Source organism: Burkholderia sp. MSMB1835 (assembly GCF_001526365.1).
In the GTDB taxonomy this organism is placed as follows: domain Bacteria; phylum Pseudomonadota; class Gammaproteobacteria; order Burkholderiales; family Burkholderiaceae; genus Burkholderia.
This window is the reverse complement of the sequence record NZ_LOYP01000003.1, coordinates 88,088-113,333: the sequence shown is the minus strand read 5'-3', so window position 1 is coordinate 113,333 and position 25,246 is coordinate 88,088. Positions and strand designations below refer to the sequence as shown.

The 25,246-nt window shown below is 67.8% G+C and carries 25 protein-coding genes; 8 read left to right on the top strand and 17 right to left on the bottom strand.

Annotated elements, in window-relative coordinates; genetic code table 11:
- Positions 1-232 precede the first annotated feature (232 nt).
- The 15 genes from WS96_RS01730 to WS96_RS01660 all read right to left on the bottom strand — a co-directional run bounded on the left by WS96_RS01730 (position 233) and on the right by WS96_RS01660 (position 13,223).
- Positions 233-1,207, bottom strand: a complete 975-nt coding sequence (locus WS96_RS01730; RefSeq protein ID WP_059830177.1) for a type II secretion system F family protein — start codon at positions 1,205-1,207, stop codon at positions 233-235.
- A 36-nt stretch (positions 1,208-1,243) separates the two neighbouring features.
- On the bottom strand, positions 1,244-2,221 hold the full coding sequence (locus WS96_RS01725; protein ID WP_034209053.1) for a type II secretion system F family protein: 978 nt from the start codon (positions 2,219-2,221) through the stop codon (positions 1,244-1,246).
- Between the two features lie 33 nt (positions 2,222-2,254).
- Complete coding sequence (locus tag WS96_RS01720) at positions 2,255-3,622, bottom strand: CpaF family protein (protein ID WP_059830175.1); 1,368 nt, start codon at positions 3,620-3,622, stop codon at positions 2,255-2,257.
- Positions 3,623-3,640: 18 nt separating this feature from the next.
- Positions 3,641-4,849 carry an AAA family ATPase gene (locus tag WS96_RS01715; protein ID WP_059830174.1) on the bottom strand — a complete coding sequence of 403 codons (1,209 nt, stop codon included), beginning with the start codon at positions 4,847-4,849 and terminating at the stop codon, positions 3,641-3,643.
- A 22-nt stretch (positions 4,850-4,871) separates the two neighbouring features.
- Positions 4,872-5,315: a TadE/TadG family type IV pilus assembly protein gene (locus WS96_RS01710; protein ID WP_059781675.1), complete on the bottom strand. Its 444-nt coding sequence runs from the start codon at positions 5,313-5,315 to the stop codon at positions 4,872-4,874.
- Positions 5,312-5,845, bottom strand: coding sequence for a TadE/TadG family type IV pilus assembly protein (locus WS96_RS01705; RefSeq protein WP_034209049.1), 534 nt, complete (start codon positions 5,843-5,845; stop codon positions 5,312-5,314). The genes WS96_RS01710 and WS96_RS01705 overlap by 4 nt, the downstream gene beginning before the upstream one ends.
- Before the next feature lie 13 nt (positions 5,846-5,858).
- Positions 5,859-7,130: a pilus assembly protein TadG-related protein gene (locus WS96_RS01700; protein ID WP_059830172.1), complete on the bottom strand. Its 1,272-nt coding sequence runs from the start codon at positions 7,128-7,130 to the stop codon at positions 5,859-5,861.
- Between the two features lie 25 nt (positions 7,131-7,155).
- Complete coding sequence (locus WS96_RS01695; protein WP_059830170.1) at positions 7,156-7,452, bottom strand: hypothetical protein; 297 nt, start codon at positions 7,450-7,452, stop codon at positions 7,156-7,158.
- A 20-nt stretch (positions 7,453-7,472) separates the two neighbouring features.
- The gene (locus WS96_RS01690) at positions 7,473-9,407 is read right to left on the bottom strand and encodes a type II and III secretion system protein family protein (protein WP_059830168.1); all 1,935 of its coding nucleotides are present in this window, start codon (positions 9,405-9,407) and stop codon (positions 7,473-7,475) included.
- A gap of 103 nt (positions 9,408-9,510) precedes the next feature.
- A complete protein-coding gene (gene cpaB / locus WS96_RS01685) occupies positions 9,511-10,350 on the bottom strand; it encodes a Flp pilus assembly protein CpaB (RefSeq protein WP_059827443.1) in 840 nt (279 codons plus the stop codon).
- Between the two features lie 35 nt (positions 10,351-10,385).
- Positions 10,386-11,786 (bottom strand): hypothetical protein, encoded by a 1,401-nt coding sequence (locus WS96_RS01680; protein ID WP_059830167.1) that lies wholly within the window; start codon positions 11,784-11,786, stop codon positions 10,386-10,388.
- A gap of 43 nt (positions 11,787-11,829) precedes the next feature.
- Positions 11,830-12,369 carry an A24 family peptidase gene (locus tag WS96_RS01675; RefSeq protein ID WP_059830166.1) on the bottom strand — a complete coding sequence of 180 codons (540 nt, stop codon included), beginning with the start codon at positions 12,367-12,369 and terminating at the stop codon, positions 11,830-11,832.
- Between the two features lie 28 nt (positions 12,370-12,397).
- Positions 12,398-12,616, bottom strand: a complete 219-nt coding sequence (locus WS96_RS01670) for a Flp family type IVb pilin (RefSeq protein WP_059827449.1) — start codon at positions 12,614-12,616, stop codon at positions 12,398-12,400.
- Positions 12,617-12,698: 82 nt separating this feature from the next.
- Positions 12,699-12,890 carry a Flp family type IVb pilin gene (locus WS96_RS01665; RefSeq protein WP_059830164.1) on the bottom strand — a complete coding sequence of 64 codons (192 nt, stop codon included), beginning with the start codon at positions 12,888-12,890 and terminating at the stop codon, positions 12,699-12,701.
- A 141-nt stretch (positions 12,891-13,031) separates the two neighbouring features.
- Positions 13,032-13,223, bottom strand: coding sequence for a Flp family type IVb pilin (locus WS96_RS01660; protein WP_059781685.1), 192 nt, complete (start codon positions 13,221-13,223; stop codon positions 13,032-13,034).
- Between the two features lie 1,052 nt (positions 13,224-14,275).
- Here WS96_RS01660 and WS96_RS01655 point away from each other — a divergent pair.
- The 6 genes from WS96_RS01655 (at position 14,276) to WS96_RS01630 (ending at position 19,758) form a co-directional block, all read left to right on the top strand.
- Positions 14,276-15,514, top strand: coding sequence for a glycosyltransferase family 87 protein (locus tag WS96_RS01655; protein WP_059830162.1), 1,239 nt, complete (start codon positions 14,276-14,278; stop codon positions 15,512-15,514).
- Positions 15,511-16,890, top strand: a complete 1,380-nt coding sequence (locus WS96_RS01650) for a glycosyltransferase family 87 protein (RefSeq protein WP_059830160.1) — start codon at positions 15,511-15,513, stop codon at positions 16,888-16,890. The genes WS96_RS01655 and WS96_RS01650 overlap by 4 nt, the downstream gene beginning before the upstream one ends.
- Before the next feature lie 24 nt (positions 16,891-16,914).
- Positions 16,915-17,958 (top strand): glycosyltransferase family 2 protein, encoded by a 1,044-nt coding sequence (locus WS96_RS01645; protein WP_059500033.1) that lies wholly within the window; start codon positions 16,915-16,917, stop codon positions 17,956-17,958.
- 12 nt (positions 17,959-17,970) lie between these two features.
- Positions 17,971-18,354, top strand: coding sequence for a GtrA family protein (locus WS96_RS01640; protein WP_059830158.1), 384 nt, complete (start codon positions 17,971-17,973; stop codon positions 18,352-18,354).
- A 294-nt stretch (positions 18,355-18,648) separates the two neighbouring features.
- Positions 18,649-19,152 carry an inclusion body family protein gene (locus WS96_RS01635; RefSeq protein WP_034209036.1) on the top strand — a complete coding sequence of 168 codons (504 nt, stop codon included), beginning with the start codon at positions 18,649-18,651 and terminating at the stop codon, positions 19,150-19,152.
- 69 nt (positions 19,153-19,221) lie between these two features.
- Complete coding sequence (locus WS96_RS01630; protein WP_059830156.1) at positions 19,222-19,758, top strand: AidA/PixA family protein; 537 nt, start codon at positions 19,222-19,224, stop codon at positions 19,756-19,758.
- 118 nt (positions 19,759-19,876) lie between these two features.
- Here WS96_RS01630 and WS96_RS01625 read toward each other — a convergent pair whose 3' ends face one another.
- Entirely contained in the window at positions 19,877-20,818 is a 942-nt protein-coding gene (locus tag WS96_RS01625; protein ID WP_059830155.1) for an ABC transporter substrate-binding protein, read from the bottom strand.
- A gap of 99 nt (positions 20,819-20,917) precedes the next feature.
- Positions 20,918-22,039 carry a TauD/TfdA family dioxygenase gene (locus WS96_RS01620; protein WP_059830153.1) on the bottom strand — a complete coding sequence of 374 codons (1,122 nt, stop codon included), beginning with the start codon at positions 22,037-22,039 and terminating at the stop codon, positions 20,918-20,920.
- A 413-nt stretch (positions 22,040-22,452) separates the two neighbouring features.
- On the opposite strand from WS96_RS01620, the gene WS96_RS01615 reads away from it, so the two are divergent.
- A complete protein-coding gene (locus WS96_RS01615; RefSeq protein WP_059830151.1) occupies positions 22,453-23,895 on the top strand; it encodes an MFS transporter in 1,443 nt (480 codons plus the stop codon).
- A gap of 53 nt (positions 23,896-23,948) precedes the next feature.
- Complete coding sequence (locus tag WS96_RS01610) at positions 23,949-25,217, top strand: ATP-grasp domain-containing protein (protein ID WP_059830149.1); 1,269 nt, start codon at positions 23,949-23,951, stop codon at positions 25,215-25,217.
- Positions 25,218-25,246: the final 29 nt, after the last annotated feature.

Genomic DNA, 25,246 nt, shown 5'->3' with positions numbered 1-25,246 from the left:
GCCGCTTCAAGCGGTTAGCAGTAGGGGGCAGCCGCGAAGGCGGTGGACTACGGCTTGTTCCATGGCCGACCATGGGTCCAGGATGCCTCGACGCCGCTATGGTCGACCTGTCTCGCGGCGCCGCCTGGGGAGGAAGCCTCCATGAAGCCTGTTGCCGTGCCGGCCGCCGGATCGCCCGGGGCCGGCACGCACGATCGCGATCGATGCAGGTAAAGCCGCCGCGCCCCGCCGCTCACTGCGCGATGCCGACGAACGTCGGCAGCAGCACGCGATAGACGTGAATCATCGCCGGGCCGAGCAGCACCATCATCAGCGCGGGGAAGATGCAGAAAATCAGCGGGAACAGCAGCTTCAGCGCGATCTTCGCCGCGCGTTCCTCCGCGCGCATCCGGCGCCGCGTGCGCAGCATGTCCGACAGCACGCGCAGCGATTCGCCGATGCTCGTGCCGAACCGGTCGGCCTGGATCAGCATCGCGCAGAACGATTCGATGTCCTCCACGCCGGTGCGCAGCGCGAGATTGCGCAGCGCCGTCTCCTTCGTGAAGCCGGAGCGCATCTCGAGCAGCAGCAGGTCGAGCTCGCTCGCGACCACCTCGCTGCGAAACCGCAGTTCCTCGCTCACCTTCATCAGTGCCGCGTCGAGCCCGAGCCCCGCCTCGACGCACACCGTCAGCAGGTCGAGCGCATCCGGGAAATCCTCGAAGATCTTCTGCTGGCGCACCTTGACCCGTTGCGACAGCACGACGTTCGGGATGTAGTAGCCGATGCCGGCGAGCGCCACGAGGATCACCGACAGCAGCGCACGCTCGTCGCCGAGCGGCGTCGTGATCAGCGCCAGCAGCGCCGCGCACGGCAGGCCGAGCGCGAGCATCGTCTTCGCGGTGAAATACAGCGCGGCCGCGCTCTGGTTGCGCCAGCCGGCGTTCATCAGCCGGATGCGCAGCGGCGAATTCTCCCAGCCCTCCTTCGGCACCGACAGCTTCGAGATCGGGGTGGACAGCTCGACCAGCTTCGCGACCCAGCGCGACGCCATGTCGTCGCCCTGGCCCGGGCCGGCGACGGCGCCCGCCCCGGCCCCGCCGGCCTGCTGGATCCGCCGCTGGATGCCGCGCGGCGCGAACAGCAGCATCGCGACGAGCACGCCGCCGGCCACGACGATGAACAAGCCGCCCAGCATCACGGCCTGGACCACGCTCAGGTTTTGCATGACAGCCTCGCAACGGTTCGTTATTCGGCTCGCGCGTCAGACGCGAATACGGACGATACGGCGGATCCAGAACAGGCCGAACAGCATCGACACCAGCATCGTGCCGACCATCCGGATCCCGGCCGGATCCTCCCAGAGCACCGACAGGAACTCGCGGTTCAGCAGCGCCATCACCGCCGCGGTGCCGAACGGCAGGAGCCCGAGAATCCACGCCGACAGCCGCCCTTCCGCCGACAGCACGCGCACCTTGTCGAACAGCTTGAAGCGCTCGCGGATCAGCCCGGCGATGCTGTCGAGCAGCTCGGCCAGGTTGCCGCCCGTCTCGCGCTGGATCAGCACCGCGATCACGAAGTAGCGCAGGTCCTGCACCGGTACGCGCGTCGCGAGATTCATCAGCGCGTCGTGCAGCGACACGCCGTAGTTGACCTCGTCGAACGTGACGCGGAATTCGCCGCCCATCGGCTCGGAAAACTCGTCGCCGACCATCCCGAGCGTGCTCGTGAACGAATGCCCGGAGCGCAGCGCGCGCGCGATCATGTCGCAGATCTCCGGCAACTGCCGCTCGAGCTTGCGCAACCGGCGCGCGCGGCAGCGCAGCACGTACATCATCGGCATCCACCCGGCGAACAGCGCGATCGGCACCGCGGCGAGTTGCGGCAACCGCGCGAAGCTCGCCACGAACCACGCGAGCGCCGCGAACGTCGCACCGAGCGTGATCAGCTTCGGCAGCGTCCAGTCGAGGCCCGACTGCTGGATCACGAGATCGAGCGCGTGCACGCGCGGCACGCGCAGCAGCAGCCGGTCGAACGGTTTCGACTCGTCGAGCATCCGCTTCTTCAGGATCGACAGCCGCTCCTGCTGGACGTTGCCGCCGGCCGACATCGCGCGGATGCGCGATTCGATCCGGCGCGCGGCGGCGCCGTGCCGCGCGTTCCACCATTGATAGACGCCTTCGATCGACAGCACGACCGCGACGAAGGTGAGAATCACAAAACCGTAAAAGATCGCATTCATGAGGCCTCCCCGGCAGCGCACGGCGCCCTGGCGTCAGTCCGTCTCGTAACGCACGGACGGGTCGTACAGCGAATCCGGCAAGTCGATGCCGAACGCCTGCAGCCGCTCGACGAACTTCGGCCGCACGCCGGTCGCGCAGAAGTGGCCGCGCACCGACCCGTCGCGGTCCACGCCCGTGCGCTTGAACGTGAAGATCTCCTGCATGTTGATGATGTCGCCTTCCATCCCGGTCAGTTCCTGGATGCTGACGATCTTGCGCTTGCCGTCCGTGAGCCGCGCCGCCTGCACGACCACCGAGATCGCCGATGCGATCTGCTGGCGCATCGTCTTCGGCGGCAGCGTCAGGCCGGACACGCTGACCATGTTCTCGAGCCGCGTCAGCGCATCGCGCGGCGTGTTCGCGTGGATCGTCGCGAGCGAGCCTTCGTGGCCGGTGTTCATCGCGTTGAGCATGTCGAGCGCTTCGGCGCCGCGCACTTCGCCGAGGATGATCCGGTCCGGGCGCATCCGCAGCGCGTTGCGCACCAGCGTGCGCTGCGTGATCTCGCCCTTGCCTTCGATGTTCGGCGGCCGTGTTTCGAGCCGCAGCACGTGCGGCTGCTGCAGTTGCAGCTCGGCGGCGTCCTCGATCGTCACGATCCGCTCGTTGCGCGGAATGAAGCCGGACAGGATGTTGAGCAGCGTCGTCTTGCCGCTGCCGGTGCCGCCCGACACCAGCACGTTCACCTTCGCGCGCGCCAGCGCGTCGAGCAGCTCGGCCATCGGCGGCGTCAGGCTGTGGAAGCGCACCAGGTCGTCCATCTTCAGCGGGTTGACCGCGAAGCGCCGGATCGACATCAGCGGCCCGTCGATCGCGGACGGCGGAATGATCGCGTTCACGCGCGAGCCGTCCGGCAGCCGCGCGTCGACCATCGGGCTCGATTCGTCGATACGGCGGCCGACGCGCGACACGATCTTCTCGATCACCTTCATCAGGTGCGCGTCGTCGTAGAACGTCACGTCGGTCAGTTCGAGCTGCCCGCAGCGCTCGACGTAGACTTGCCGGCAGGTGTTCACGAGGATGTCGGAAATGCCGGGGTCGCGCAGCAGCGCTTCGAGCGGGCCGAAGCCGAACATCTCGTCGTACACGTCGATCGCGAGCTGCCGCCGCTCGATGTCGTTCGCGGGCAGCCGTTCCTCGTCGAGGATGCGCGCGATCAGCGCGCCGATTTCCATGCGGACCTGGTCCTGATGCAGTCGCGACAGGCGCTCGAGCTCCACGCGCTCGAGCACGGCCAGGTGAATTTCGCGGCGCAGCTTCTGGTATGCGTCGCGCACCGACGAATGGACCGGGCCGGCCGGCTCGCCGCCCGCCGCCATCGGCTGGGCCCGGTGCAAGGACATCTGTTCGCGCAATGACATGACGGTTCCCCGAAAGAATTACATCGACTTGAGCTTCGGCGTGGCCTTGCGGCCGAACAGCCGGGACATCAACGGTTCGGTGCGCATCGCGCTGCGTCCCGCGCGCACTTCGCCGTCGACGAGTTGCTTCGCATAGCCCTGCAACGCGCGCACGACCGCCGAGCCGCGCGCGAGCCGCGACACCGGGTGGCCCTGGTTGATCGCTTCGAGCACGGTGTCGGCGTCGTCGGGAATCGTGCAGGCCGCATGCAGGCCGAGCACTTCCTCGAGCGCGGTGCGGGTCCGCTCGCTCGCGCGCGTCGCGCGGTTCACGATCAGCCGCAACTGGTCGGTCGAATAGCCGAGCGACACGAGGATCTCCAGCAGCCGGCGGCCGGCGCGCACGTGCGGCATCGCGGGCTGCAGCACGATCTGGATCTGGTCGCTGCGATCGAGCGCGACCATCGACAGCGGGTCGATGCCGACGCCGACGTCGAAGATCACGAAGTCGTAGCGCGGCGCGGCGACGCCGAGAATCCATTCGAGCGCGTCCTCGCGCACCTCGGCGGCCTTGACCGGGTCGCCGGCGCCGGCCAGCACGTGAAAATTTTCCGTCACGTGCGCGACGCTCGCGTCGAGAAACGCGCTGTCGAGCCGCTCGATCTGCGCGCACAGCTGCGGCAGCGACGACGGCGGGGTTTCGTCGCTGACGAGGAACGCCGCGTCGGCGAACTGCTGGTTCACGTCGATCAGCAGCACGCGGCGCTTGAAGCCCTCGGCGATCTCGAACGCGACGTTGCCGGCCGCGAAGCTCGTGCCGGCCCCGCCCTTGCACGACATGAACGACACGATCCGCGTGTCGTCGGTATCGCGCCGCGTGCTTTGCGCGGCCGCCCGTTCGAGCGCGTTGCCGAGCGCCTGCACATCGAGCGGCCACTGCAGCACGTCGCGCGCGCCGGCGCGCATCGCGTCGAGCAGCACGTGCGGCGATGCGTCGGCCGTCACGAGGATGCAGGTCAGGCTCGCGTGCGCGCGGCAGATGCGCTCGATCGCCGACAGCTCGAACGGCTCGAGCGACGTGCCGTCGATCAGCAAGACGTCGAACGCGTCGAGCCCGTCGGTGCGATGTTCGATCTGCGACGGGCGGCCGGTGGCGCGCGTCGTGCGATAGCGTCCGCTATCGGCCACGAGCCGCGCGATCTGCGAAAGCCGCGCGGTATCGTCGGAAGCGACGAGGATATTGATCATGTCGTGTGCCTCGTGTGTTCGATCAGTTGCAGGCGGAGCCGCCCGTCGCGGAGTTCAGGCTTTCGCGCGGCAGCGTCGTCGTGAACGGCGGCATCGTGACCGTGATGTTCACGAACGGAATCATGGTCTTGACGGTGACGTTCGTGACGCTCACCGTCACGAACGAGCACGTGTTGATGTCGCAACTCGAAGGCGTGTAGTTGACCGACACGTTCGCGTTCGACAGCAGCGGCAGCAGCGATCGCACGCGCTTCACGACGCCCGCGGCGTTCACGTCGCAGACCACCGCCGTGCGTGCGCCGAGGCGCACGGCTTCGCTCGCGGTGTTCCAGTAGAACAGCACGCGGCCGAATTCGAAGATGCCGATCAGCAGCACGATCAGCACCATCGCGATGAGGGCGAATTCGACGATCGCCGCGCCGCGCTGCGCGCGCCGGCGCGACCGCGGAAATTGGCGCGCGTTCATGACACCTGCCTCATCACGGTGACGATGTTGCCGAAGGTGATCGACGGCAGCGCCGGATACGCGGGAATCGGCTGGTACTTGTAGCCGCTGATCTTCACCTCGACGACGTTGATCGCGCCCGTGGCCGTCCCGCTTGCCGTGTTGTTGTCCGCATCGTAGGTCGGCAGGTTCGCGAACTGCGCCGGGTCGGACGCATCGCTGCAGCCGGTCGTGCGCTGGGCGTCGCAGATCGTGACCATCGACGTCGTGAGCCCCGGCACCAGCTCGGTGCCCGACGTGCCGCACGTCGTGCTGCCGTACACGACCAGACACTGCGCCTGCGACACCGGATACGCGCTGTCGGTCGGCAACCAGACCGACAGGTAGCGCGCCGCATCGCGGGTCGCCTTGGTCAGCGTCTCGTACTGGTAGATCGCCCGGCCGAACTCGGCCACGCCGGTCGCCAGCAGGATCATCGGCATCAGCACGAGCGCGAACTCGACGGCGACGGCGCCCCGGGTGCGCGAACGACGAATCGGCAGCTTCTTCATGACCGTCTCTCCGCTATTGAACGAGCATCGGCACCTGGGTGCCCGACGCGCTGCCGCTGCCCGGCAAGCCGTGCGTCGCGCACGGGTTGTTGCCGGAGACCGACGAGCCGAGGTATTCGAGGTGCGCGACGACCGTGCCGCTGCCGGCGCTGAACGGAAGCGGATCGAGCATCAGCACGCAATCCCATTGCGTGACGTGGACCTTGCCGCTGTTGCCCTTCAGCGTCGAACAGTCGCCTTCCGGCGCGAGCGCGAGGCGCCGGTCGCTGCCGTACGTCGTGTAGTTGCTCGCCGTCGCCGTGCCGTTGGTCGCAATGCCGCTGCCCGACGGCGGTGCGCCGTCGCCCTGGTACGACTTGAAGCTCGCGCGGTCGGCCACGAACTGCGTGTACGCGTCACCCTTGATGCCCGCCGTTCCCGGCGGCCCGTAGTTCGGCCCGACATACGCGTAGCCGGTGAAGTCCGGCTGGCCGCTCGAGCCGTTCGCGCCGTTCGTATAGATGCCGAAGCGCGTATTCCACGCACGCTGCGACGCCGACTTCAGGCCGGTGGTGCTCAGGTCCGGCGGGCTCGTGATGTTGCAGGTATTGCCCGACAGCTCGCTCGCGAGCGTCGTCTCGCTCGTCGTCCCGTCGAGCGCCGCCCAGCCGAAATTGCCGGGCCCGTAGGTCGATGACGACCCGGACGGCGACGAGATCCAGTCGCCGACCTTGTAGGCCGGATCGGACGGGCCACGGCACACGAACACGGGAATCGCACAGGTCGTCTGCCCGCCGCCGACGGTCGCGATCGCGCTCGCCGACACTTCCGCCGCATTCGCGAGCTTCGTGCCCGGCAGCACGTTCAGCACTTCGATGAACCAGTGGGCGATGTTGCTCAGCGTCGCGGTGCACTGCACATACTTGATGTTCGACGGCGTCGTGACCGCGTTCTTGGCCTGGAACGGATTGCTCAGCGAATCGCTGAACGTGACGTTCGCGTTCGTCGACATCTGCACCGACTTCTTCTGGAAAAACACGAAATTCAGGTGGCCGGCCGCGATGCCGTCGGCTTCGGCCACCGACAGGCTGATCGCCGAAGTCAGGTCGCGCGCGGCGGACAGCGCACAGGCATCGGCGCTGTTCTGCAGTTCGCTGCGCGTGACGTACAGCTTGCCGAGATCCAGCGCGAGCCCGACGAATCCGATCATCACCGCCAGCGAAAGGCCGACGATGATCGCGACGGCGCCGCGCTGGCGGTGCAGGTTGCGACGCGCGACTTTCGGATAGCGGGCTGCGCTGTTCATGGCGTTCTCCCTGAGCGTGCCGTCGTTACTGGGTGGACTTGCCGATGCCGATCACGAACGCATTGGCGGGCGGCAGGGTCTGCTTGAACGACTTGTCGTAGTTGTCGAGCGCGGCCGCGGCGGCGGCGCCGTCGATCCCCGACGCCGACGCCGGATGTTCGCCGGCATGCGGATCGATGATCTGGGCCTGCATCACGGTGCGGACCGAGTCGCCAAAGCGGCTGTCCCACACCGGGGTCGACGACATGCAGCCGGCAAGCGCGAACGCGAGCGGGACGGCAAGCGCCGCACGGCGCACGCATACGAGGTAGGCGGATTTCATGAGCTTCCCCTTGGATGGCTTCAACGATCGGTGGACTGGGGTTCCGCGGCGGCGCGCGCGATCTGCGCGTTGGGCGCCGCCGCGATGCGGTGCTTCGGTCGCGCCGCCGGCTGGGCCGACGGTTCGGGGGCCGCTGCCGCGAGGCGCGCGGCGGCGGCTTCGATGCGCGCGACACGCGCCGCGGTGGCCGGGTCGGACTGCGGCGCGGCGGCCGCGACCGGCGCCGGCGCCTTCGGCGGCTCGGCCGGTACCGGCGGCTGCACGTCGGCGTCTTGCGGCGTGCGCGGCGCGGGCAGCGCGGCCGGTGCGACCGGTGCTTCCGATTGCGGCGCCGGAGCGGGCGCCGGCGCCTGGGCCGGGGTCTGCGGGGCGGCGGCCGCGCCGTTCGCGGGTTGCTTCGGCTGGGCGCCTGCCTTGCGCACGCCGCCGCGGCCTTCCATGTTGCCGGTCGCATACACGTCGGCTTCGTTCGGCTTCGAGAAGCTGTCGGTCGGCAGCGCGACGTCCGCGGTCTGCAGCGGCTTCACCAGGTGCGGCGTGATCAGGAAGATCAGCTCGGTGCGATCCTGCTGGAACGACGTGCTGCGGAACAGCGCGCCGAGCACCGGCACTTCGCCGACGCCCGGGATCGCCTTCAGCGCGCCGGTCGCGTTGTCCTTGATCAGCCCGCCGATCGCGAACGATTCGCCGTCGCTCATCTGCACCGTCGTCGACGCGCGCCGCGTCGTGATCAGCGGCAGGATCGACGTGCCGCCGATGTTGGACGCGCTCAGCGTGACGCCCGTCTGCGACAGCTCCGACACTTCCGGTGCGACCTTCAGGCTGATCCGGCCGTTGGCCAGCACCGTCGGCGTGAACTTCAGCGCCACGCCGAATTCCTCTTCCTGCAGCGTGATCGACGAGACGCCGTTGCTGCCGCTCTGCGGGATCGGAATGAAGATCCTGCCGCCCGCGAGGAACGTCGCTTCCTGGCCGCTGATCGTCACGAGGTTCGGCTCCGCGAGGATCTTGACGAGGTTGTCGGTGTTCTGCGCGTCGGCCGCGATGCTGAACGGCTTGTTGTTCGCCTTGTTGAACACGGCGCCGCTCGCGACGCCCGCGAGCAGGTTGCTGACCAGCGCGCCGCTCCACGAACCGAACCCGCCCTGGATGTTGAACGCGCTGCCCATCTGGTTGATCAGCGTCTTCGACACCTCGGCCACCTTCACCTCGAGCATGACCTGCTGCGGCGACGTGACGTTCAGCATGTTGAGCACGCCGCCGCCCTGCTTGCCGCCGCCCGCCGCATCGCCCGCGCTGTCGCCGTACGCGTGGGCGATCTGCACGGCCTGCTGCGCGGCCTGCGAGCTCGACACCGTGCCGGCGAGCACGATCGTGCCGGCCGCGGTCGACACATGAATGTCGCGCTCGTTCGGCATCAGTTGCAGCAGCGACGCCTGCAGGCCGCCGGCGTCCGCGCCGACCGCGACGTCGATCACGCGGCATGCGCCGCTCCTGCCCTGCACGATCATGTTGGTCGTGCCGACCGCGAGCCCGAGGATGTACAGCGTCTGCGGCGACACCATCGTCGCCTGCGCGACGGCCGGATTGCCGATCGTCCGGTTGCGGACCGGCTCGGGCATCGGCACCAGCAGCGACTTGCCGAGCGGCACGGCGACGCTGGTCGATTCGCGCACGGCGCCGACGCAGTTCGGCCCGCGCAGCGGCCCCGCCGACGCGGCGGGCGCGGCGGCCGGCATCGGCGCCATGCTGATCGTCATCTGCATCGGCCCCTTGCCGACCGCGGCCGGCGCGCTGGCGCCGCCCTTCGTCAGCACCGCCGATTCGACGCCTTCCTGTGCGAGTGCGCCATACACGGTCAGCCATCCCGAACAAAGGATCGCGGCCATCGTCGTACCCCGTGCGACGCGTGTGCGTAGCGGGCCGGTACCTGTGCGTTGCGGTTTGATCTTCATTTCGTCTGATCCCCCGAGAGACCGGCGCCGTGCCGGTTATCGACTTCCAAGGCCGCCGCGCGTTGCCGGCGGCCGATCTGCTGGTCTGTCTATATGGATGACTTCAGAAACATTCGACGCTGCCTTTCACGCCGGTCAGCACGCCGACGCAATCGCGCCGCGCTTCCGGCGCCGCATGCGACGCGACGTGCACGCGGACCGGCCGCGCGCGAACGGGCGCCGGCTGCGCTTCGGGTGCGGGCGCCTTGCCGAGCAGCGTCAGCTTGGTCGCGCCGTCCGTGTTCAGCGTCTTCTGGTCGACCTGATTGCGCAACACGAGCGACAGCGTGCCGACGCTGCGTGCGACGTCGAGCCGTTCGGCCTGCTCGGGCGTGACTTCCAGCGTCACCGCGTTGACCACCTTCGGCGCCGTGTCGTCGCGACTCACCTGCTGCGCGACGGCGAGCACGAGAATGTGCTCGAGCACGATCTTGGAGATGCTCTGCCCGTCGGTCTTGCCCTGCTGTTCCTGCGTGTTGACGATCACGTCGACGTAGTTGCCCGGCAGCGCGAAGCCGGCGACGCCGACCACGTCGTTCACGCGCACCGTGATCGCGCGGCTGCCGTCGGCGATCACCGCGGACAGCCCGCCCTTCGTGCCGACCGGCGCGAGCTTCGACTCGATCACCGGCTCGCCGCGCGCGAGGCTGGTGCGCACGACGCGCCCTTCGAGCGCCTTCGTATCGGTGAACGCGCCGGTCGGCACGCTGCCCGACGGCCAGCTCACCATGTGGATCTGGTTCGGCCCGAGCGGCTCGCCCAGGTTCAGATCGGTGCTGGCGACCGCAACGGACGTGACCGAGCTCGTGGACGTCTGTACCAGCCAGTGGGACGCGAACACGACCGCGGCAAGGCCCGCGATCATCGCGACGATCAGCATCATGAGCGCTCGACTGTTTTTCATGGCAATGCTCCTCGACGAATCGTGAAAGAAACCGCTCAACCGGTGACGAACGTACGGCCCCCGCGCTCGACGGGCGGCGGATGGCTGCCGTCCCGCTCGGGCGCCGCACCGAAGTAACTCGCCCACGCGTCGTACAGCGCGTCGTGCGTCACCTCGGGCGGATCGCCGCGATAACGCGCGCCGGCGGCCACGAGACGCAGCAGGTCCGCCGGAAAGCACGCGAGAAACGCCTTGCCGGTCGGCAGGTGCAGCCGATGCAGCAGGAAGTCGAACGCATCGCTCGCCGACACGAGCCCGAGCGATGCGCAGGCCGCGTCGTACACCGCGCGGTAGTCGTCGATCGACATCGCGCCGACGTGCAGCTTCGAGCCGAGGCGGCGCATGAACGCGTCGTCGCAGAACTGCTCCGGCGCCAGGTTGCTCGAGAACACCGGCCATACGTCGAACGGCAGCACGAAGCGGTTGCCGGATTCGAGCGTCATGAAATCGACGCCGCGATCGAGCGGACGCAGCCAGCGATTGAGCAGGTCCCGCGGCTCGACGCGCTGGCGGCCGAGATCGTCGACGACGTACATGCCCATGTTCGCCTTCATGTGCGGCGGCGCCTGGTAGAAGCCGGCCGCTTCGTCGCGACGCAGGTCGAGCTCGTCGAGCGTCAGCTCGCCGCCCGACATCACGACCGGCCGCCGGCACAGGCGCCAGCGGCGATCGACCGACTGGCCGCCGCCCGCGGCTTGCGCGTCGACATGCACGAGCGGGTCGTAGACCTGGATCACTTCGCCGGCCGCACAGATCGCGTGCGGCACCGGCACGCGGCCGTGCATCAGCGCGCCGAGCCGCTCGGCGAGAAAGGTCTTGCCGCTGCCGGCCGGGCCGTAGATCAGCAGCGGCCGGCCCGCGTTCAGCGCGGCGGCGGCCGCATCGAGCACCGCCGTGTCGATCACGACGCCTTCGAACGCCGCCCACACGTCGCTCTGCCCGATGTGCAGCTTGCGCACCGAATGCGCGGCCACGCTCGCGAGATACGCGTCGAGCGTCACCGGCGCCGGCCCGCTGTAGCTGCTGCGTTCCCGTTCCTCGAGTGCGAGCACGCGGCCCGCATCGGTCAGGCGGAACGTCACGTCGAGATCGGTCGCGCCGCGATGGGTCAGCTCGACGAGATGCTCGCGCACCAGGAACGCAAAGACGTCGTCGAGCACCGCGAGCGGCAGGCAGTGCCGCTCGACGAGGTCGCCGTACGACGGGCGGCCGAGCACCAGCGTCGACTTCAGCACGAGGCCGGCGACGAACGCCATGCCGAGCCCCGTTTCGGCGAGCGAGCGCGGCGCCGACGGCAATTGCGCGCCCAGCTTCGTATGGGCCTCCCGCGACGGCGGCGGATCGGGCAGGCGTGCCACCTGCGCGTCGCGTCTCGGTTCGGTGTGGTTCGTGTTCATGATCGTTGCGTCCTCGTTGCGTCCTCGTTACGGATCCGCCGCGCTATGCGCACGACGCGAACAGCATGCCCAGCGTGCCGGCCGCGATCGCCACGCCGTACGGCAGCGTGCCGACCGACGCGATCTCGACCGGGCCGTCGTCGGCCTCGGCGTGCGCCGCTTGCGAGCGCCGCACGATCAGCATGCGCACGTTCGCCCACATCCGGCGCGTCCGCCCGCGCAGCAGCGCGTAGGCGACGGCGCCGATCCCGCCGGCCAGGAACGTGGCCAGCACGATGTAAAACGTCATTTCCGCGCCGACCCACGCACCGATCGCGAGCATCAGCTTCACGTCGCCCGCCGCCATCCCGCGCAACAGGTAGAACGGCAGCAGCAGGCCGAAGCCGGTCGCGGCGCCGACGAGCCAGCCGAGCACGCCCGCCGGCACGCCGTGTAACAGACACTGCGCAACCAGCGCGCCGGCCAGGCCGAGCAGAACGAGACGGTTCGGAATGCGCCGGGTCGCGATGTCGGTGCTGGCCGCAGCGATCGCGAGCAGCGTCACGCACAACGGAACCGGGTAAGGCGGTGCAACGGGAAACATGGCGAACCTCGCGGATCGAATCGGTGGATCAGGAAGCCATCGCCAGCGCGGTGGTCACGGCGGTGGTCACGACGGCCGTCACGGCCGCGGCGATCATCTCGTACGCGTCGCCGAGCGAGCCCTTCAGCGTGACGACGCTGCCCAGTACCGCGATGGCGAACATCGACGCGAGCAACGCATATTCGATCGACGTCGCGCCTCGTTCGTCGGCGATCCAGCCACGTGCGGCACGCATGACGGCTTGCATGACGGTCTCCAGTTTCCGGTTGATCGGATCGCCGGGGACGGCTCGAGCGCTGCACCAGCCGAGCCGCCCGCGGCACGCTCCATCAGATGGCTGCGACCGCCGAATCGAGGTCGTCGGCGATCGTGCTGAACACGGTCTTGAGGTCCTTGCCGACCGTCGACAGCGCGGCGATGATGCCGATGGCGATCAGGGCGGCGATCAGGCCGTATTCGATGGCCGTCACGCCGTCTTCGTCGCGTACGAAACGGCTGACTTGCTGAATGAGCTTGGACATGATGATCTCCTTGCGTAGTCACTTTCAAAGCCCTCGCGTGCCGGCAGGATCGAATGATCCGGCATCGATACGTCGAGGCAGGTTGTTGATGCCGTGTGGTGTCGACGAACAATTCGGAGGAGCCGTTCGCCGTACCGTTCGTCAAATGGCTGCCACGATCGAATCCAGATCGTCTGCGACCGTGCTGAAGACGGTTTTCAGATCCGTACCGACCGTCGTCAGCGCGGCGACGATGCCGATCGCGATCAGGGCGGCGATCAGGCCGTATTCGATGGCCGTCACACCGTCCTGATCGTCGACGAACCAGGCGATCTTTTCGATGATTCTCGACATGAGCACTCTCCTTTCGGACTACTATGAAATACCCTTCGTCGGTCAGGACGTCGGGGGCTGGCACCACCGGCACTACTCTGGAAATCGGAAGCCGACGATCAGTCGCGGAAACGGGGCGGACCGCCCCTGTCCGTGCGAACGGGTACCGGCGAGACGGAGCACGAGAGACGCGTGTACGGTTCGACCGGCCGGACGAACCGGGCAGGTCGAGCGACCGGAGCGGCACGACGGCCGTTCGACGCATGGAATTCGATTGAACGAGAGACGAGCTCCCGGCAAAGCAGCAATGTGTCTTTAACGCGGCTTGCGAACCGCGATGCGCTGTGGTCTTTCATTTTTATTCCCCATGTACTGCCATGCCGATTTCTTATTGCCCTGAAGCAACCGGGTCTCTCGGGCCGTTCGACGACGGTTCCCGCGGGTGACCGAACTGGAGCGGCGTGTTCCCCGACGCGCTCCGGCCGGTCTTTTCCGCAGGTGATTCACGAACCGGCTGCGCGGCGTTTCTGCCTGAACCGTCCGGTCGTCACATCGTCGACTGCCGTGCCAACGCTTACGCAAAGAGCGGACCATCCCGGGCGGAATCGAGGCGCGGCAAGGGTTCCAGCGATCCGCACGCCCTCCCGCCAAACGTCCGGCCGCCTAAATGTTTCAACTTTGATATATGCGGTTCGAGCGCATGCGGTCGGCGTGAAACCCCGTCGCCGCGCTGCACAAAGGGCCCAAAAAATTTTCTCGGGATTTTCCCGAACGCGGCGGGCCGTGCGTGCGGATCGGGTCCGGCGGCATGCACGGCCGGCAAAAATCGCGGAATGTTTCAAGCCGGAAACACGAATTCCGGCGGCAGCGTTTTCTCATACCAGAAATGGCGGTTTTCAACCGCATCGCTGAACACATTCAATGTCGGCCGGCCGTGCGCGGTTTGCATCGAGCGATTTTTTCTTCAACAATGAATTCACCGGACAACGCCGTTTCAGAGCGATCGATCCGCAGGGCACGACAACATCAAACGGCCGCGACAGACCACGCGGCCACACGACAGACGGGGCATCATGTACACAGCCAATCGTGGAACGCGCGATCGCGCAATACGCTGTGCTCAATGGCTGACGGCCGACCGGATCATTCCGTACAGCTGCATCATGCTGATGCTCTTCGTGGCGCTGGTGATCGTCTGGGGCGTCGTGACCGACGGCTTCACGTCGAACGCCACCGCGCGCCCCGGCACCGACTTCTCGGTCTTCTGGACCGCATCGCATCTCGTGTTGCAAGGCCATGCCGCATCGGCCTACGACCCTTCGTCGTTCGCGCAGGCCGAGTTCGCGCACTTCGGTGCGTCGCTGCAAAGCCGGCCGCTTCCCTGGCTCTATCCGCCGACGATGCTGCTGTTCGTCGCGCCGGTTGCCCTCGTGCCTTTCCTGCCCGCTTACTTCCTCTTTTTCGCGGGCAGTCTTTTATGCTACGCGTTCGCCGTCTTGCGCTTGTCGGGGCTGCGCGCGCATCTTCCCGTGCCGCGCGCCGCGGCGCTCGTCGTCGCCGCGTATTCGGCGGCGTGCGTGTCCGCGCTGTTCGGCCAGAACAGCATCCTGACCGCCGGCCTCGCCGCGCTCGCGCTGTATCTGCTCGGCAAGCGTCCGGTCGTGGCGGGCGTGCTGATCGGACTGCTCGCGATCAAGCCGCAACTCGCCGTCGTGTTCCCGTTCGTGCTGATCGCGACGCGTGCGTGGCGCACCTTCGCGGCGGCGGCGATCAGCGCGGCGCTGTTCGCCGCGGCCGGCGTCGTGCTGGCCGGCCCCGCCGCGCTGCACGGGGTGAGCCAGGCGATGTCGACGGTACGCGCGCAGCATTTCATGCTCGCGTCGTACTGGCTCGCGTCGCCGACGCCGTTCGCCGCACTGCGGCTCGCGGGCGCATCGGTCGCGGCCGCGCTGGCCGCGCAGGCGGCGGTCGCGCTGCTCGCGATCGCCGCGGCCGCCAGCGTATGGCGTCGCACGCACGACATGCGCCTGCGCGGCGCGGTGCTGGCGGTCGCCACGCTTCTGACGACGCCTTATCTGTGGCATTACGAACTCACCTGGCTCGGCATCGCGCTCTTCTGTCTGATCGCGCACGGTCTCGACGAAGACTGGCTGCCCGGCGACCAGGGCATCCTCGTGATCGCGTGGCTGCTGCCGGTCTTCGAGATGTTCAACCGGTTGATGAAGCTGCCGCAAATCGGGCCGGTCGTGCTGCTCGCGGTGCTGTTGGTCGTCCTGCGTCGCACGGCACTGGCGACACGAGGCAAGCCATGAAAGCGCCCTCGTTCGCCCGCCATGCGCATTCCGCCATCGACGTGCATCCGGAACTGCCGATCGCGGGCCCGCGCCGCCGCCCGCACTGGCTCAATCGCGACCGCGTGCGCTTCTATGCGGCCGCGGTGCTCCTGACGGAGCTGCTGTTCATCGGCATCTACCTGGTCCGCATGATCGTGTCGAACCACGGCGCACCGGCACCGCTGTCGCCGGATTTCTCGCCGATCTGGAGCGCCGCGTGGCTCGCCGCGCACGGGCACGGCGCCGACGCGTGGCACTACGCCACGCTGTTCGCGATCGAGCAGTCGGCGACACCGACGATGACGCTCGCGGGCGGCACGCAACCGTGGCTCTATCCGCCGACGATGCTGCTGCTCGTGCTGCCGCTCGGCTGGTTGCCGTACACGCTGGCGCTCGTACTGTGGCTCGGCGTCACGCTCGCGCTGTTCGCGGCGGCGATCCACGCGACCGTCCAACGCGATGCCGCGTGGCTGTGCACACTGGCGTTCCCGGGCGCGTTCCTCACGGTGATCGTCGGTCAGACGAGCCTATTCACGGCGACGCTCGCCGCCCTCGGCCTGCTCGCGCTGAACCGCCGTCCGGTCGTGGCCGGCATCTGCTTCGGCTTGCTGACGATGAAGCCGCAGCTCGCGGTGCTGTTCCCGCTCGCGCTGCTGTGCGCCGGCCAATGGCGCGCGCTGGCCGCGTGGGCCGCGACGATCGTCGTCGGCGCCCTGCTTGCGACGCTCGCGTTCGGCGTCGGCCCGTGGCTCGCGTTCATGCACGCGATCGCCGACGTCTACACGATCGTCGGCACCGGTCATGCGCAGCTCGCGCGCATGCCGACCGCATTCGCGCTCGCGACGCTGGCCGGCTGGCCCGCGCTCGTCGCGCGCGGCCTGCAGTTGCTGTCGGCCGCGACTGCCGCGATCGCCGTCGTCTACGCGTGGCGCGGCGCCTGTTCGTACGCGCTGCGCGCCGCGACCCTCGCATGCGCATGCCTGCTCGTCAGCCCCTATCTGTACGACTACGACCTGACGTGGTACGGCATCGTGATCGCGTGGTACGCGCGCTATGCATGGACGCACGGCTGGCGGCACTTCGATCGCGAATGGCTGATGCTGCTGTGGCCGATGCCGCTCGCGGGCCTCGCGATCGTGCCGCATCTGTCGTTCCAGTTCATGCCGCTCGTGACGCTCGCGTCGCTCGCGCTGCTCGTCGGCCGGATCGCCCGGGAACGACGCGACGCGCCGTCGATGCCCGATGCGCGCGACAGCTCGACCGAGACCGCATTCGCGCACCCGGTCAGACCGCACCACCGCCCGGCGCACGGCATGCGCCGCACCGGCCGCCCGACGTTCGGCGCCAGCCGGTAAAGCGACATCACAAGGGGAATCATCATGCGGGAATCCATCTACACGCCGCTCGTCTCGCTGGTCGTGCCGTTCTACAACGAAGGCGAAGCCGTCGAGCGCTTCTTCGACGTCGTGATTCCGTTGTTGAGCGCGATCGACGCGATCCGCTTCGAGATCGTCTGCGTGAACGACGGCAGCCGCGACGACACGCTGGAGCGCCTGGTGCGAATCGGCGCCGCCGAGCGGCGCGTGCGCGTCATCGATCTCACCCGCAATTTCGGCAAGGAGGCCGCGCTGACGGCCGGCCTCGACGAAGCCGCCGGCGACGCGGTGATCCCGCTCGACGCCGACCTGCAGGATCCGCCGAGCCTGATTCCGGTGCTGATCGACCACTGGCGCGACGGCGCGGAGGTCGTCGCGGCCAAGCGTAGCAACCGCGCGTGCGATTCGTTCGCGAAGCGCACGGCCGCCGCGATCTACTACCGCGTTCACAACCTGCTGTCGGACGTGAAGCTGCCGGAGAACGTCGGCGATTTCCGGTTGATGGACCGCAAGGTCGTGAACGCGCTGCGCAACCTTCCCGAGCGGCATCGCTTCATGAAAGGGCTGTTCGCGTGGGTCGGCTACAAGACCGTGATAGTCGAGTACCAGCGCGATCCGCGCAGCGCCGGGCACTCGAAGTTTTCCGGCTGGAAGCTGTGGAATTTCGCGCTGGAAGGCATCACCAGCTTCAGCACCGTGCCGCTGCGCAGTTGGACCTACATCGGCGTCGGCATCGCGGCGCTCGCGTTCCTGTACGGCACCTTCATCATCCTGCGCACGCTGCTGTTCGGCAATCCGGTGCTGGGCTACGCATCGCTGATCTCGGTCACGCTGTTCATCGGCGGCATCGAGCTGATCGGAATCGGCGTCGTCGGCGAATACGTCGGGCGAATCTACGACGAATCGAAGCAACGGCCCGTCTACCTGATCCGCCGCCGCTACCAGGCGCACGGCAAGGTGATCGAACTGCCGGTCGCGCGCGACGCCCGCCGCCAGCCGCCCCGCCGGCGCACGCAGCCGGCCAGGGCGCGCATCGGCGCACGCTGACGCGCAAGCGCCATGATCGGCCTGCTCCAGGCCGAGCGCACGCGGCTCGTGCGCTTCGGCGTGTCCGGTCTCTGCTCGACCGCGATCCACACGCTGGTCGCGACGGCGCTGTTCGCGCTGCTCGATGCGACGCCGGTGAGCGCGAATGCGGTCGCGTTCCTCTGCGCGACCGCGTTCTCGTATCTGGCGAATACGCTGTGGAGCTTCTCGTCGACGGTGCACGCCCGCAACGCGCTGCGCTTTCTCGCGGTTACGCTCGCCGGCTTCGTCGAAACGATGCTGCTCGCGCGCGCCGCCGAGGCGCTGGGTGCGTCGCGCGCGATGGGCGTCGTCGCGATCGCGCTGCTGATCCCGCCGACGACGTTCGTGCTGCACCGGCTCTGGACGTACCGGTAAGCGCCCTTTTCCCGTTCCTGCCAATAATCGGACAATCAATTAACAGATTCAATGTCGCTATATTTATGTAACGCATCGATTCGATTGATTCCGATTTCAAAATTAACCCGATAAATCATTTTATCGACCTGTTTACTTTTACAGCTTCCATGTTCAATCAAACGGGATAACCTGCATTCGCCGTCGCTTCTGCATGCGTCGAAACCGGCGAAAACCCTTGCAGCACAACGCGATGGCGGCCGCACGAAGCAATTCTCGCAACGATAAGTTCCATTACTTTAAACGGGAGCTTCTATGTCACGCGTTACCGATGTGCTCGTTTCGTTCGATACCGAAACCATTCTCCAGAAATATCCGAATCCCAGCCGGGATCCGAAAAACCCGACGCTGATCGACTGGAAGCACGTGTACATGGTCACCAACCAGGACAACGTGGTTTCCGGGCAGGCGGGCGGCGAGCTCGACCTGAAAGCGCAGGTGGGCGACCTGATCCGCTGGCGCGAAACGAGCCTGTCGCTCGGTTTCGAAAAACAGGTCATTTTCTACGGCTTCATCGCGAATCAAGGCAAGGACCTGATCTCGCCGCCGACGCCGCGCAAGGCCACCGCGTCGATCCCGATTCCGAATCCGAGCTCGCCGTCGACGCCGACCTGCCAGAAGGTCGACAACTATTACTGGTCGTCGGAAACGCTGTCGGAAGGCCGCGTGACCTACCACTTCTACTTCCAGATCATCGATCGCAACTGTCAGTCGCTGGGCTGCTATCAGTGGGATCCGTTCATTTCGATCCACAACTGATCGTCGATCGCGGCAAGCGGGTGGCCGCACGGCCGCCCGTGTCATTCCCTTGTTGCGGAGGAAGCGCTCATGTCTGGTCTTCGTTGCGATGTTCTCGCGATCGTCGACGCCGTCACGCTGCTGTCGGCCCACCCCGATGCGAGCCGGAACGCCGATACGCCAACCGTCATCGACGGCCGGCACATCTACGTGATAAGCCCCGGCGACAGTCGGCTCGGTCACAACGACAGCAAGTTCTTCGCCGGCCTGCAACCGGGCGACCAGCTTCATCTGCGCGAAACCGCGCTCGCGCTGCGTGCGGAGGTGACCGTGCTGTTCGTCCGGTTCGCGCTGAAGGACGCCGGCATCGTCGCGCCGATCGAAGCGGAAATCCGCGACGCCGCCATGCCGGTGCCGGACGGCGACGACCTGCTGCATCCGTCGTGCCGGCCGATGAAAGACCACTTCTGGCGCAGCGAGGTGCTCGCCGCGGGCGCCACCACGTGCACGGCCGATTTCGCCGTGCTCGATCGCGACGGCGCCGTATCGGGCTATTTCCGCTGGGAAACGGCGATCGAGATCGCCGCCAGCCGGCCCGACACGAAACAGCCCGGCGTCAAGCCATAGCGGATCGCGACGGCTATTTCACGCTGCCGCCGCGTACCGGCTTCAACGCGATCGGGGCGGAGGACGGCGCCGACAACGACTACGACGATGTCGACGTGGGCGGCGTCGCGTGCCGTGCTCAGGTGCGCGGCAACCCCGGCGGATTGGTCTGCGACCGGTCGATCGCCTCGGCGTCCAGCCGCCAGTGATCGAGCGCCTTCCGGTAGCTGCCGTTGGCGATCAGCGCATTGATCGCGAGCGTCAGCGGCTCGGCGAGGCCACTGCCCTTGCGGGTCGTGATCGCGATGTCCGCGGTGCGCGGCCAGCCGCCGCTGACGGTGCCGATCAGCTTCGCATCGCCACGCAGCGACGCCTGGTACGCGAGCATCGAGTTCACGCTGAAGATCGTGTCGACGCGGCCCGACTGCAGCGCGACCCAGCGCTCGGCCGCATCCGCGTAATACTGGATCTCGACGGGTGCGAGGCCGTGCGCGACGTTCTGCCGGTTCCATTCGAGCAGGATCTTTTCCTGGTTCGTGCCCGAATCGGTCACGACACGCAGCCCGGCGACATCCTTCGGCTCGCGGATCGCCGCCAGCTTGCTGCCGGTCTTCACGTAGAAGCCGAGCTGGTCCTTCCGGTAGGTCGAGAAATCGAATTTCTTCTTGCGCTGCTCGGTGACCGTCACGTTCGAGATCACCGCGTCGACCTTGCCGGACTGCAGCGCGAGCGGCCAATCGGCCCACGCGAGCGGCACGATCTTCAGCTTGCGGCCGAGACTGTCCGCGATCAGTTGCGCGAGATCGGGATCGAAGCCGACCACCGTGCGTGCGTCGGTCGCATAGGTGCTGAGCGGCGGCAGATTCGGCGCGATGCCGATCGTCAGCGTGTTCGCTTCGGCAAACCGGAAGCCGGCCGGCAGCGCCTGCTCGACCGCCGGGTTCACGGCGCCGCGCTGCCGGGCCGGCTGCTCGGGACTCAGGTCGAACGACGCCGCCTGCGCGGCGACGGCGCTCCCGGCAATCAGCGCGACGGCCAGCACGCGAGCGATGCGCGCAACGGGAAAAGCGGTTCTTCTCATGTCTTGTGGAATCCTGTATTGATTCGACGATGCCGGAAACGCGTCGCGCGGGCAGCGGGCCGGCAACGTTCGGCGCCGGTCGCTGCCGCGCCGGGTCGCTCACGCAGGCGTCGCTTCGAGTTCGACCGCGGCCGCGCGCGGCGGCGCGGCCTGCACGGCCGGCGACGGCTGCCTCGCCTGCACCGATTCGCCCGCATAGAGCGCTTTCGGGTCGAACACGCGCGCCTGCAGCGGCGTGAACGCGCGGAAATTCCACAGGCTGCGCGCGACGAACACGCGCTGCACCCAGCGGAACGCGCGATCGTTCTCGTCGTACTGCGGATCGAAGCGATCGCGCGAATGCAGCGTGAAGTGGTTGTTGATCAGCACCAGCTTGCCGGGCGACACCTGCACGCCGAACGACACTTCGCGCACCGCGCGATACAGGTTGGCCAGCGCTTCCTGCGCGCGCGCATTGACCGCCAGCACCATGTCCGGATAGAACGCGACCGTCACGCGCGGCGCATCGAGCGGCCCCGACAGCACGGCGCTCAGATCGGTGTTGTCGCGCGGCGTCGGCGTCGCGCCGCGCCACCGGTACGGCACGCGAATGATGTAGTGCTCGCCGTAGAGTTGCGCAATATCGTCCGGCGACAGCAATTGCAGCGCGCGGCGCGCATCGGCGAGCCGCGTGTACGGGCCGCCGCCGGCCTCGCTGCGCACGCCGAGCAGCAGCAGCGCGAATGGCGACGTGTCGCCTTCCGGCATGTGCGCCTGCGCGGCGTTCTCGATATGGAAATCGAGTTCGACCTCGGAGCCGAGGCCCGTATAGTCGCGCGCGGTCGCCTTGTGCGGCGTCAGGTTGTTCACCAGCTCGCGGCCTTCGTGCGCGATCGAGTACGGCTCGCCGGCCAGCGTGCTCAACGCGACCAGCACGTTCTCGCTCAACACGCCGGCCTTGAACGAGCGGCCGGTTTCCTCGAATCGCGGGCTGCCGCTCACGCCGTCGTCGATCGGCAGGTTGTCGATCTCGATCGAGCCGTGTGCGTCCGCGGTCGGCGCCTTCGCCCGATCGAATGCGTCGACGATCCGGTCGGGAAACGCGTTGTAGGCCAGCTTGCGGACCGCGCTGATATAGCCTGCGCCGCCGGCCGGGTCGTAATCCAGCGCGCCGAGCGTCTTGCGGATGTGGGCGGACTCCGCTGCCGTCAAAGCGATGCGTTCATCTGCGAGATAGGTCATAAGTCTCTCGTATAAAGATCTGGTTCGAAGAGCGGCGTGGCATCGCCGCCGCGCTCCGCCGTCCTCGGGGCGAAGCGCTCGACAAGACTAGGAGACCCGCATTGCATTGCGAAATGATATTAATTCGATTGCAAACGAACATTATCGATATAAGTTCAGCAATCCGGCCGGAACCGGTTCACCTCGCTTGCGCCGCCCTTAACACGAATACTTGTTAAAAAATCGCTGCTTATTATTTGTATTCGCTAACGGGTCGATGCTATTTTTCCGTCGGATTCGACGCAGCGGCCGGCGCCCGACGGGCAGCCGGCATCCCTCGTCCGCCTTACGGAAACGTGCCCGATGAATCGATACCGCCAGCCGTCCCACACGCCCTATACGCCCTACACACCCCATACGCGCCGGGAGTCGCGATGAGCGACCGTGCCCCGGCGCTCGACCGCGTCGAGCGCGCGCCGATCGCCGTCGCGGAATCGCCCCGCGCATCGCTGCGCGCCCTCTTCCCGACCGTCGCCGCCGCGAGCCTCGGCTTCGCGATCGTCCAGCTCGACGTGACCGTCGTCAACGTCGCGATCCCGAGCCTCGGCCACGCGTTCGGATCGAGCGTCCACGGGCTGCAGTGGATCGTCGATGCCTATACGCTGTCGTTCGCCGCGCTGCTGCTGACGTCCGGCACGCTGGCCGACCGCTTCGGCAGCCGTCGACTCTTCGCGTACGGCCTTGCGCTGTTCCTGCTCGCATCGCTCGGCTGCGCGCTCGCGCCGTCGCTGGCGGCGCTGGTTGCCGCGCGGATCGCGCAGGGCGTCGGCGCCGCGATGATCCTGCCCACGTCGCTCGCGCTCATCACGCATGCGTGCGCCAGCGATGCCGCCGCGCGCGTGAAAGCCGTCGCATGGTGGAGCGCGACGGGCGGCGCGATCAGCGCGGCCGGACCGACGCTCGGCGGCCTGCTGATCGATTCGCTCGGCTGGCGCGCGATCTTCTTCATCAACCTGCCGATCTGCGCGCTCGGGCTGTGGCTCACGCTGCGCCACGTGCAGGATTCGGCCGCCGCGCGCACGCGGCTGTTCGATCCGGCCGGCCAGATCGTCGCGGTGCTCGTGCTCGGACTGCTGACGGGCGGCATCATCCGGGCCGGCGCGCACGGGATCGGCGATCCGTATGCGGCCGGCGCACTGATCGCGTCGGTCGCGCTCGGCGCGTCGTTCGTCGCGATCGAGCGGCGCGCGAGCGCGCCGATGCTGCCGCTCGCGTTCCTCCGGATCCCGCGCGTGCCGGGCGTGCTCGCGATCGGCGCGGTCACGAATGCGGCGTTCTACGGGCTGATCTTCTCGCTGAGTGTCTATTTCCAGAACGCGCGCGGCTTCACGGCGACCGAATCGGGGCTCGCGCTCGCGCCGCTCACGATCATCATGCTCGCCAACATCGCGAGCGCTCGGCTCGCGGTCCGCTACGGGTTTCGCGCGACCGTCATCGTCGGTCTCGCCGTGTCGCTCGCCGGCTATGTGTGGCTGTGGCGGACGCTCGCCGCGCACGCGCCGTACGCGTTGCTGGCGCCGGGGCTCGCGGCGATGGCGATCGGCGGCGGCATCGCGATTCCCGCGCTGACGTCGACGATGCTCGGCAGTGTCGAGGCCGGCCGCTCGGCCACTGCGTCCGCGATCCTCAATACCGCACGCCAGGTGGGCGCCGCGATCGGCGTCGCGACACTCGGCGCGCTGGTCGCCGGCCAGGGCGCGGCCATCGCGACCGGCGCGGCGCGCGCGTTCGCCGTGGCGGCCGTGCTCGTCGCGGCCTGTGTCGTGCTGGCGGTGCGCTGGCCCGGCGACCCGGCCGATACCGGCACGCGGGCCTGAGCACGCCGGCGCCCCGCCTCCTTCACCCGATCCCCCATCCGAGCGAGGAATCCATGCAGCATCGCTTCATCGATACCGTCCTGATCGTCGACGGCGCGTCGACCGCCGCTTACCTGGCCCCCGCGTTTCGCGCATACGGCATCCGTTGCGCGCATGTGATCAGCGATCCCGATCTGCCGGCAATCTACCGAAACCAGTTCGTGCCGTCCGACTACATCCGGCAGGTCCAGCATCGCGGCGACATCGACGCGACGCTCGCGCAACTGCGCGACCTGCGCATCGGCGCGGTGCTGCACGGCCTCGACGCGGCGCTCGAGCTGGCCGATACGCTGGCCGAGCGGCTCGACGTGCCGTTTCGCAACCCGCTCGCGACCTCCGCCGCGCGACGCGACAAGTTCGCGATGAACGAACGCATTCGTCAGGCCGGGCTGCGCGCGCCCGCGCACTTTCACAGCACGTCGGTCGACGAAGCGCTCGACTGGGCGCGCGCGCACGGCACGTTGCCGCTCGTGGTGAAGCCGGCGCGCAGCGCAGGCGTGGCCGGCGTGAAGATCTGCCGGACGCTCGCGCAGGTCGAGGCCGCCGCGCGCGACGTGCTGGCCACCCGTTCGCTGTACAACCAGCCGAACGACGACATCGTGATCCAGAGTTATTCCGAGGGGCAGGAATACATCGTCGACTCGGTGTCGTTCGAGGGCCGCCATCGCGTGGTCAGCCTGTGGGAGGTGCATCGCGACCGCACGCACGCGCCGCGGCTCGACAAGATGCTGGTGCTGAACCACACCGATCCGCGCTACGCGCCGCTGCTCGACTATGCGGCCGACGTGCTCGACGCGCTGGACGTGCGCTTCGGGCCGACCCATCTGGAGCTGTTCGATACGGCCGACGGCCCGACGATCGTCGAGCTGAACGCGCGGCTGCACGGCAGCCTCGATCCGCGGCTGACGAGCGCGGTCAGCGGCGAGAATCACGTGTCGGCCGCCGTCGAAGCCGTGCTGCATCCGGAGCGGCTGTTCGGCGACGTCGCCGCGCCGACGGATTTCCGCGGGTACTGCGGGCACGTGCTGTTGCTATCGTCGCGCAACGGCGTGCTGCGGCAGGATTTCACGTGGCAGGCGATCCAGGCGCTGCCGTCGTTCGTCGGGCTCAAGCAGTGGGTCAAGGTCGGCGACTCCCTGCGCGTGACCACCGACCTGCAGACGGCGCTCGGCACGGTCGGCCTCTACAGCCCGACCTTCGAGCGGCTACTCGAGGATTGCCGGCGGATTCGCGAAATCGAGGCCGACTTCTTCGCGGACGAAGGCGCGGTCGCGTCGGCCTAGCGTGTGTTCACGCCAGGGCCGCGCATCCT

Excerpts from the sequence above, each read along its gene's own strand:
- WS96_RS01715 (WP_059830174.1), bottom strand. The coding sequence starts at position 4,849 with ATGATCAATATCCTCGTCGCTTCCGACGATACCGCGCGGCTTTCGCAG.
- WS96_RS01610 (WP_059830149.1), top strand. The coding sequence starts at position 23,949 with ATGCAGCATCGCTTCATCGATACCGTCCTGATCGTCGACGGCGCGTCG.
- WS96_RS01680 (WP_059830167.1), bottom strand. The coding sequence starts at position 11,786 with ATGAACACGAACCACACCGAACCGAGACGCGACGCGCAGGTGGCACGC.
- WS96_RS01630 (WP_059830156.1), top strand. The coding sequence starts at position 19,222 with ATGTCTGGTCTTCGTTGCGATGTTCTCGCGATCGTCGACGCCGTCACG.
- cpaB (WP_059827443.1), bottom strand. The coding sequence starts at position 10,350 with ATGAAAAACAGTCGAGCGCTCATGATGCTGATCGTCGCGATGATCGCG.
- WS96_RS01620 (WP_059830153.1), bottom strand. The coding sequence starts at position 22,039 with ATGACCTATCTCGCAGATGAACGCATCGCTTTGACGGCAGCGGAGTCC.
- WS96_RS01670 (WP_059827449.1), bottom strand. The coding sequence starts at position 12,616 with ATGCAAGCCGTCATGCGTGCCGCACGTGGCTGGATCGCCGACGAACGA.
- WS96_RS01645 (WP_059500033.1), top strand. The coding sequence starts at position 16,915 with ATGCGGGAATCCATCTACACGCCGCTCGTCTCGCTGGTCGTGCCGTTC.
- WS96_RS01640 (WP_059830158.1), top strand. The coding sequence starts at position 17,971 with ATGATCGGCCTGCTCCAGGCCGAGCGCACGCGGCTCGTGCGCTTCGGC.
- WS96_RS01665 (WP_059830164.1), bottom strand. The coding sequence starts at position 12,890 with ATGTCCAAGCTCATTCAGCAAGTCAGCCGTTTCGTACGCGACGAAGAC.
- WS96_RS01675 (WP_059830166.1), bottom strand. The coding sequence starts at position 12,369 with ATGTTTCCCGTTGCACCGCCTTACCCGGTTCCGTTGTGCGTGACGCTG.
- WS96_RS01690 (WP_059830168.1), bottom strand. The coding sequence starts at position 9,407 with ATGAAGATCAAACCGCAACGCACAGGTACCGGCCCGCTACGCACACGC.
- WS96_RS01635 (WP_034209036.1), top strand. The coding sequence starts at position 18,649 with ATGTCACGCGTTACCGATGTGCTCGTTTCGTTCGATACCGAAACCATT.
- WS96_RS01615 (WP_059830151.1), top strand. The coding sequence starts at position 22,453 with ATGAGCGACCGTGCCCCGGCGCTCGACCGCGTCGAGCGCGCGCCGATC.
- WS96_RS01700 (WP_059830172.1), bottom strand. The coding sequence starts at position 7,130 with ATGAACAGCGCAGCCCGCTATCCGAAAGTCGCGCGTCGCAACCTGCAC.
- WS96_RS01695 (WP_059830170.1), bottom strand. The coding sequence starts at position 7,452 with ATGAAATCCGCCTACCTCGTATGCGTGCGCCGTGCGGCGCTTGCCGTC.
- WS96_RS01655 (WP_059830162.1), top strand. The coding sequence starts at position 14,276 with ATGTACACAGCCAATCGTGGAACGCGCGATCGCGCAATACGCTGTGCT.
- WS96_RS01730 (WP_059830177.1), bottom strand. The coding sequence starts at position 1,207 with ATGCAAAACCTGAGCGTGGTCCAGGCCGTGATGCTGGGCGGCTTGTTC.
- WS96_RS01720 (WP_059830175.1), bottom strand. The coding sequence starts at position 3,622 with ATGTCATTGCGCGAACAGATGTCCTTGCACCGGGCCCAGCCGATGGCG.
- WS96_RS01625 (WP_059830155.1), bottom strand. The coding sequence starts at position 20,818 with ATGAGAAGAACCGCTTTTCCCGTTGCGCGCATCGCTCGCGTGCTGGCC.
- WS96_RS01650 (WP_059830160.1), top strand. The coding sequence starts at position 15,511 with ATGAAAGCGCCCTCGTTCGCCCGCCATGCGCATTCCGCCATCGACGTG.
- WS96_RS01660 (WP_059781685.1), bottom strand. The coding sequence starts at position 13,223 with ATGTCGAGAATCATCGAAAAGATCGCCTGGTTCGTCGACGATCAGGAC.
- WS96_RS01705 (WP_034209049.1), bottom strand. The coding sequence starts at position 5,845 with ATGAAGAAGCTGCCGATTCGTCGTTCGCGCACCCGGGGCGCCGTCGCC.
- WS96_RS01725 (WP_034209053.1), bottom strand. The coding sequence starts at position 2,221 with ATGAATGCGATCTTTTACGGTTTTGTGATTCTCACCTTCGTCGCGGTC.
- WS96_RS01710 (WP_059781675.1), bottom strand. The coding sequence starts at position 5,315 with ATGAACGCGCGCCAATTTCCGCGGTCGCGCCGGCGCGCGCAGCGCGGC.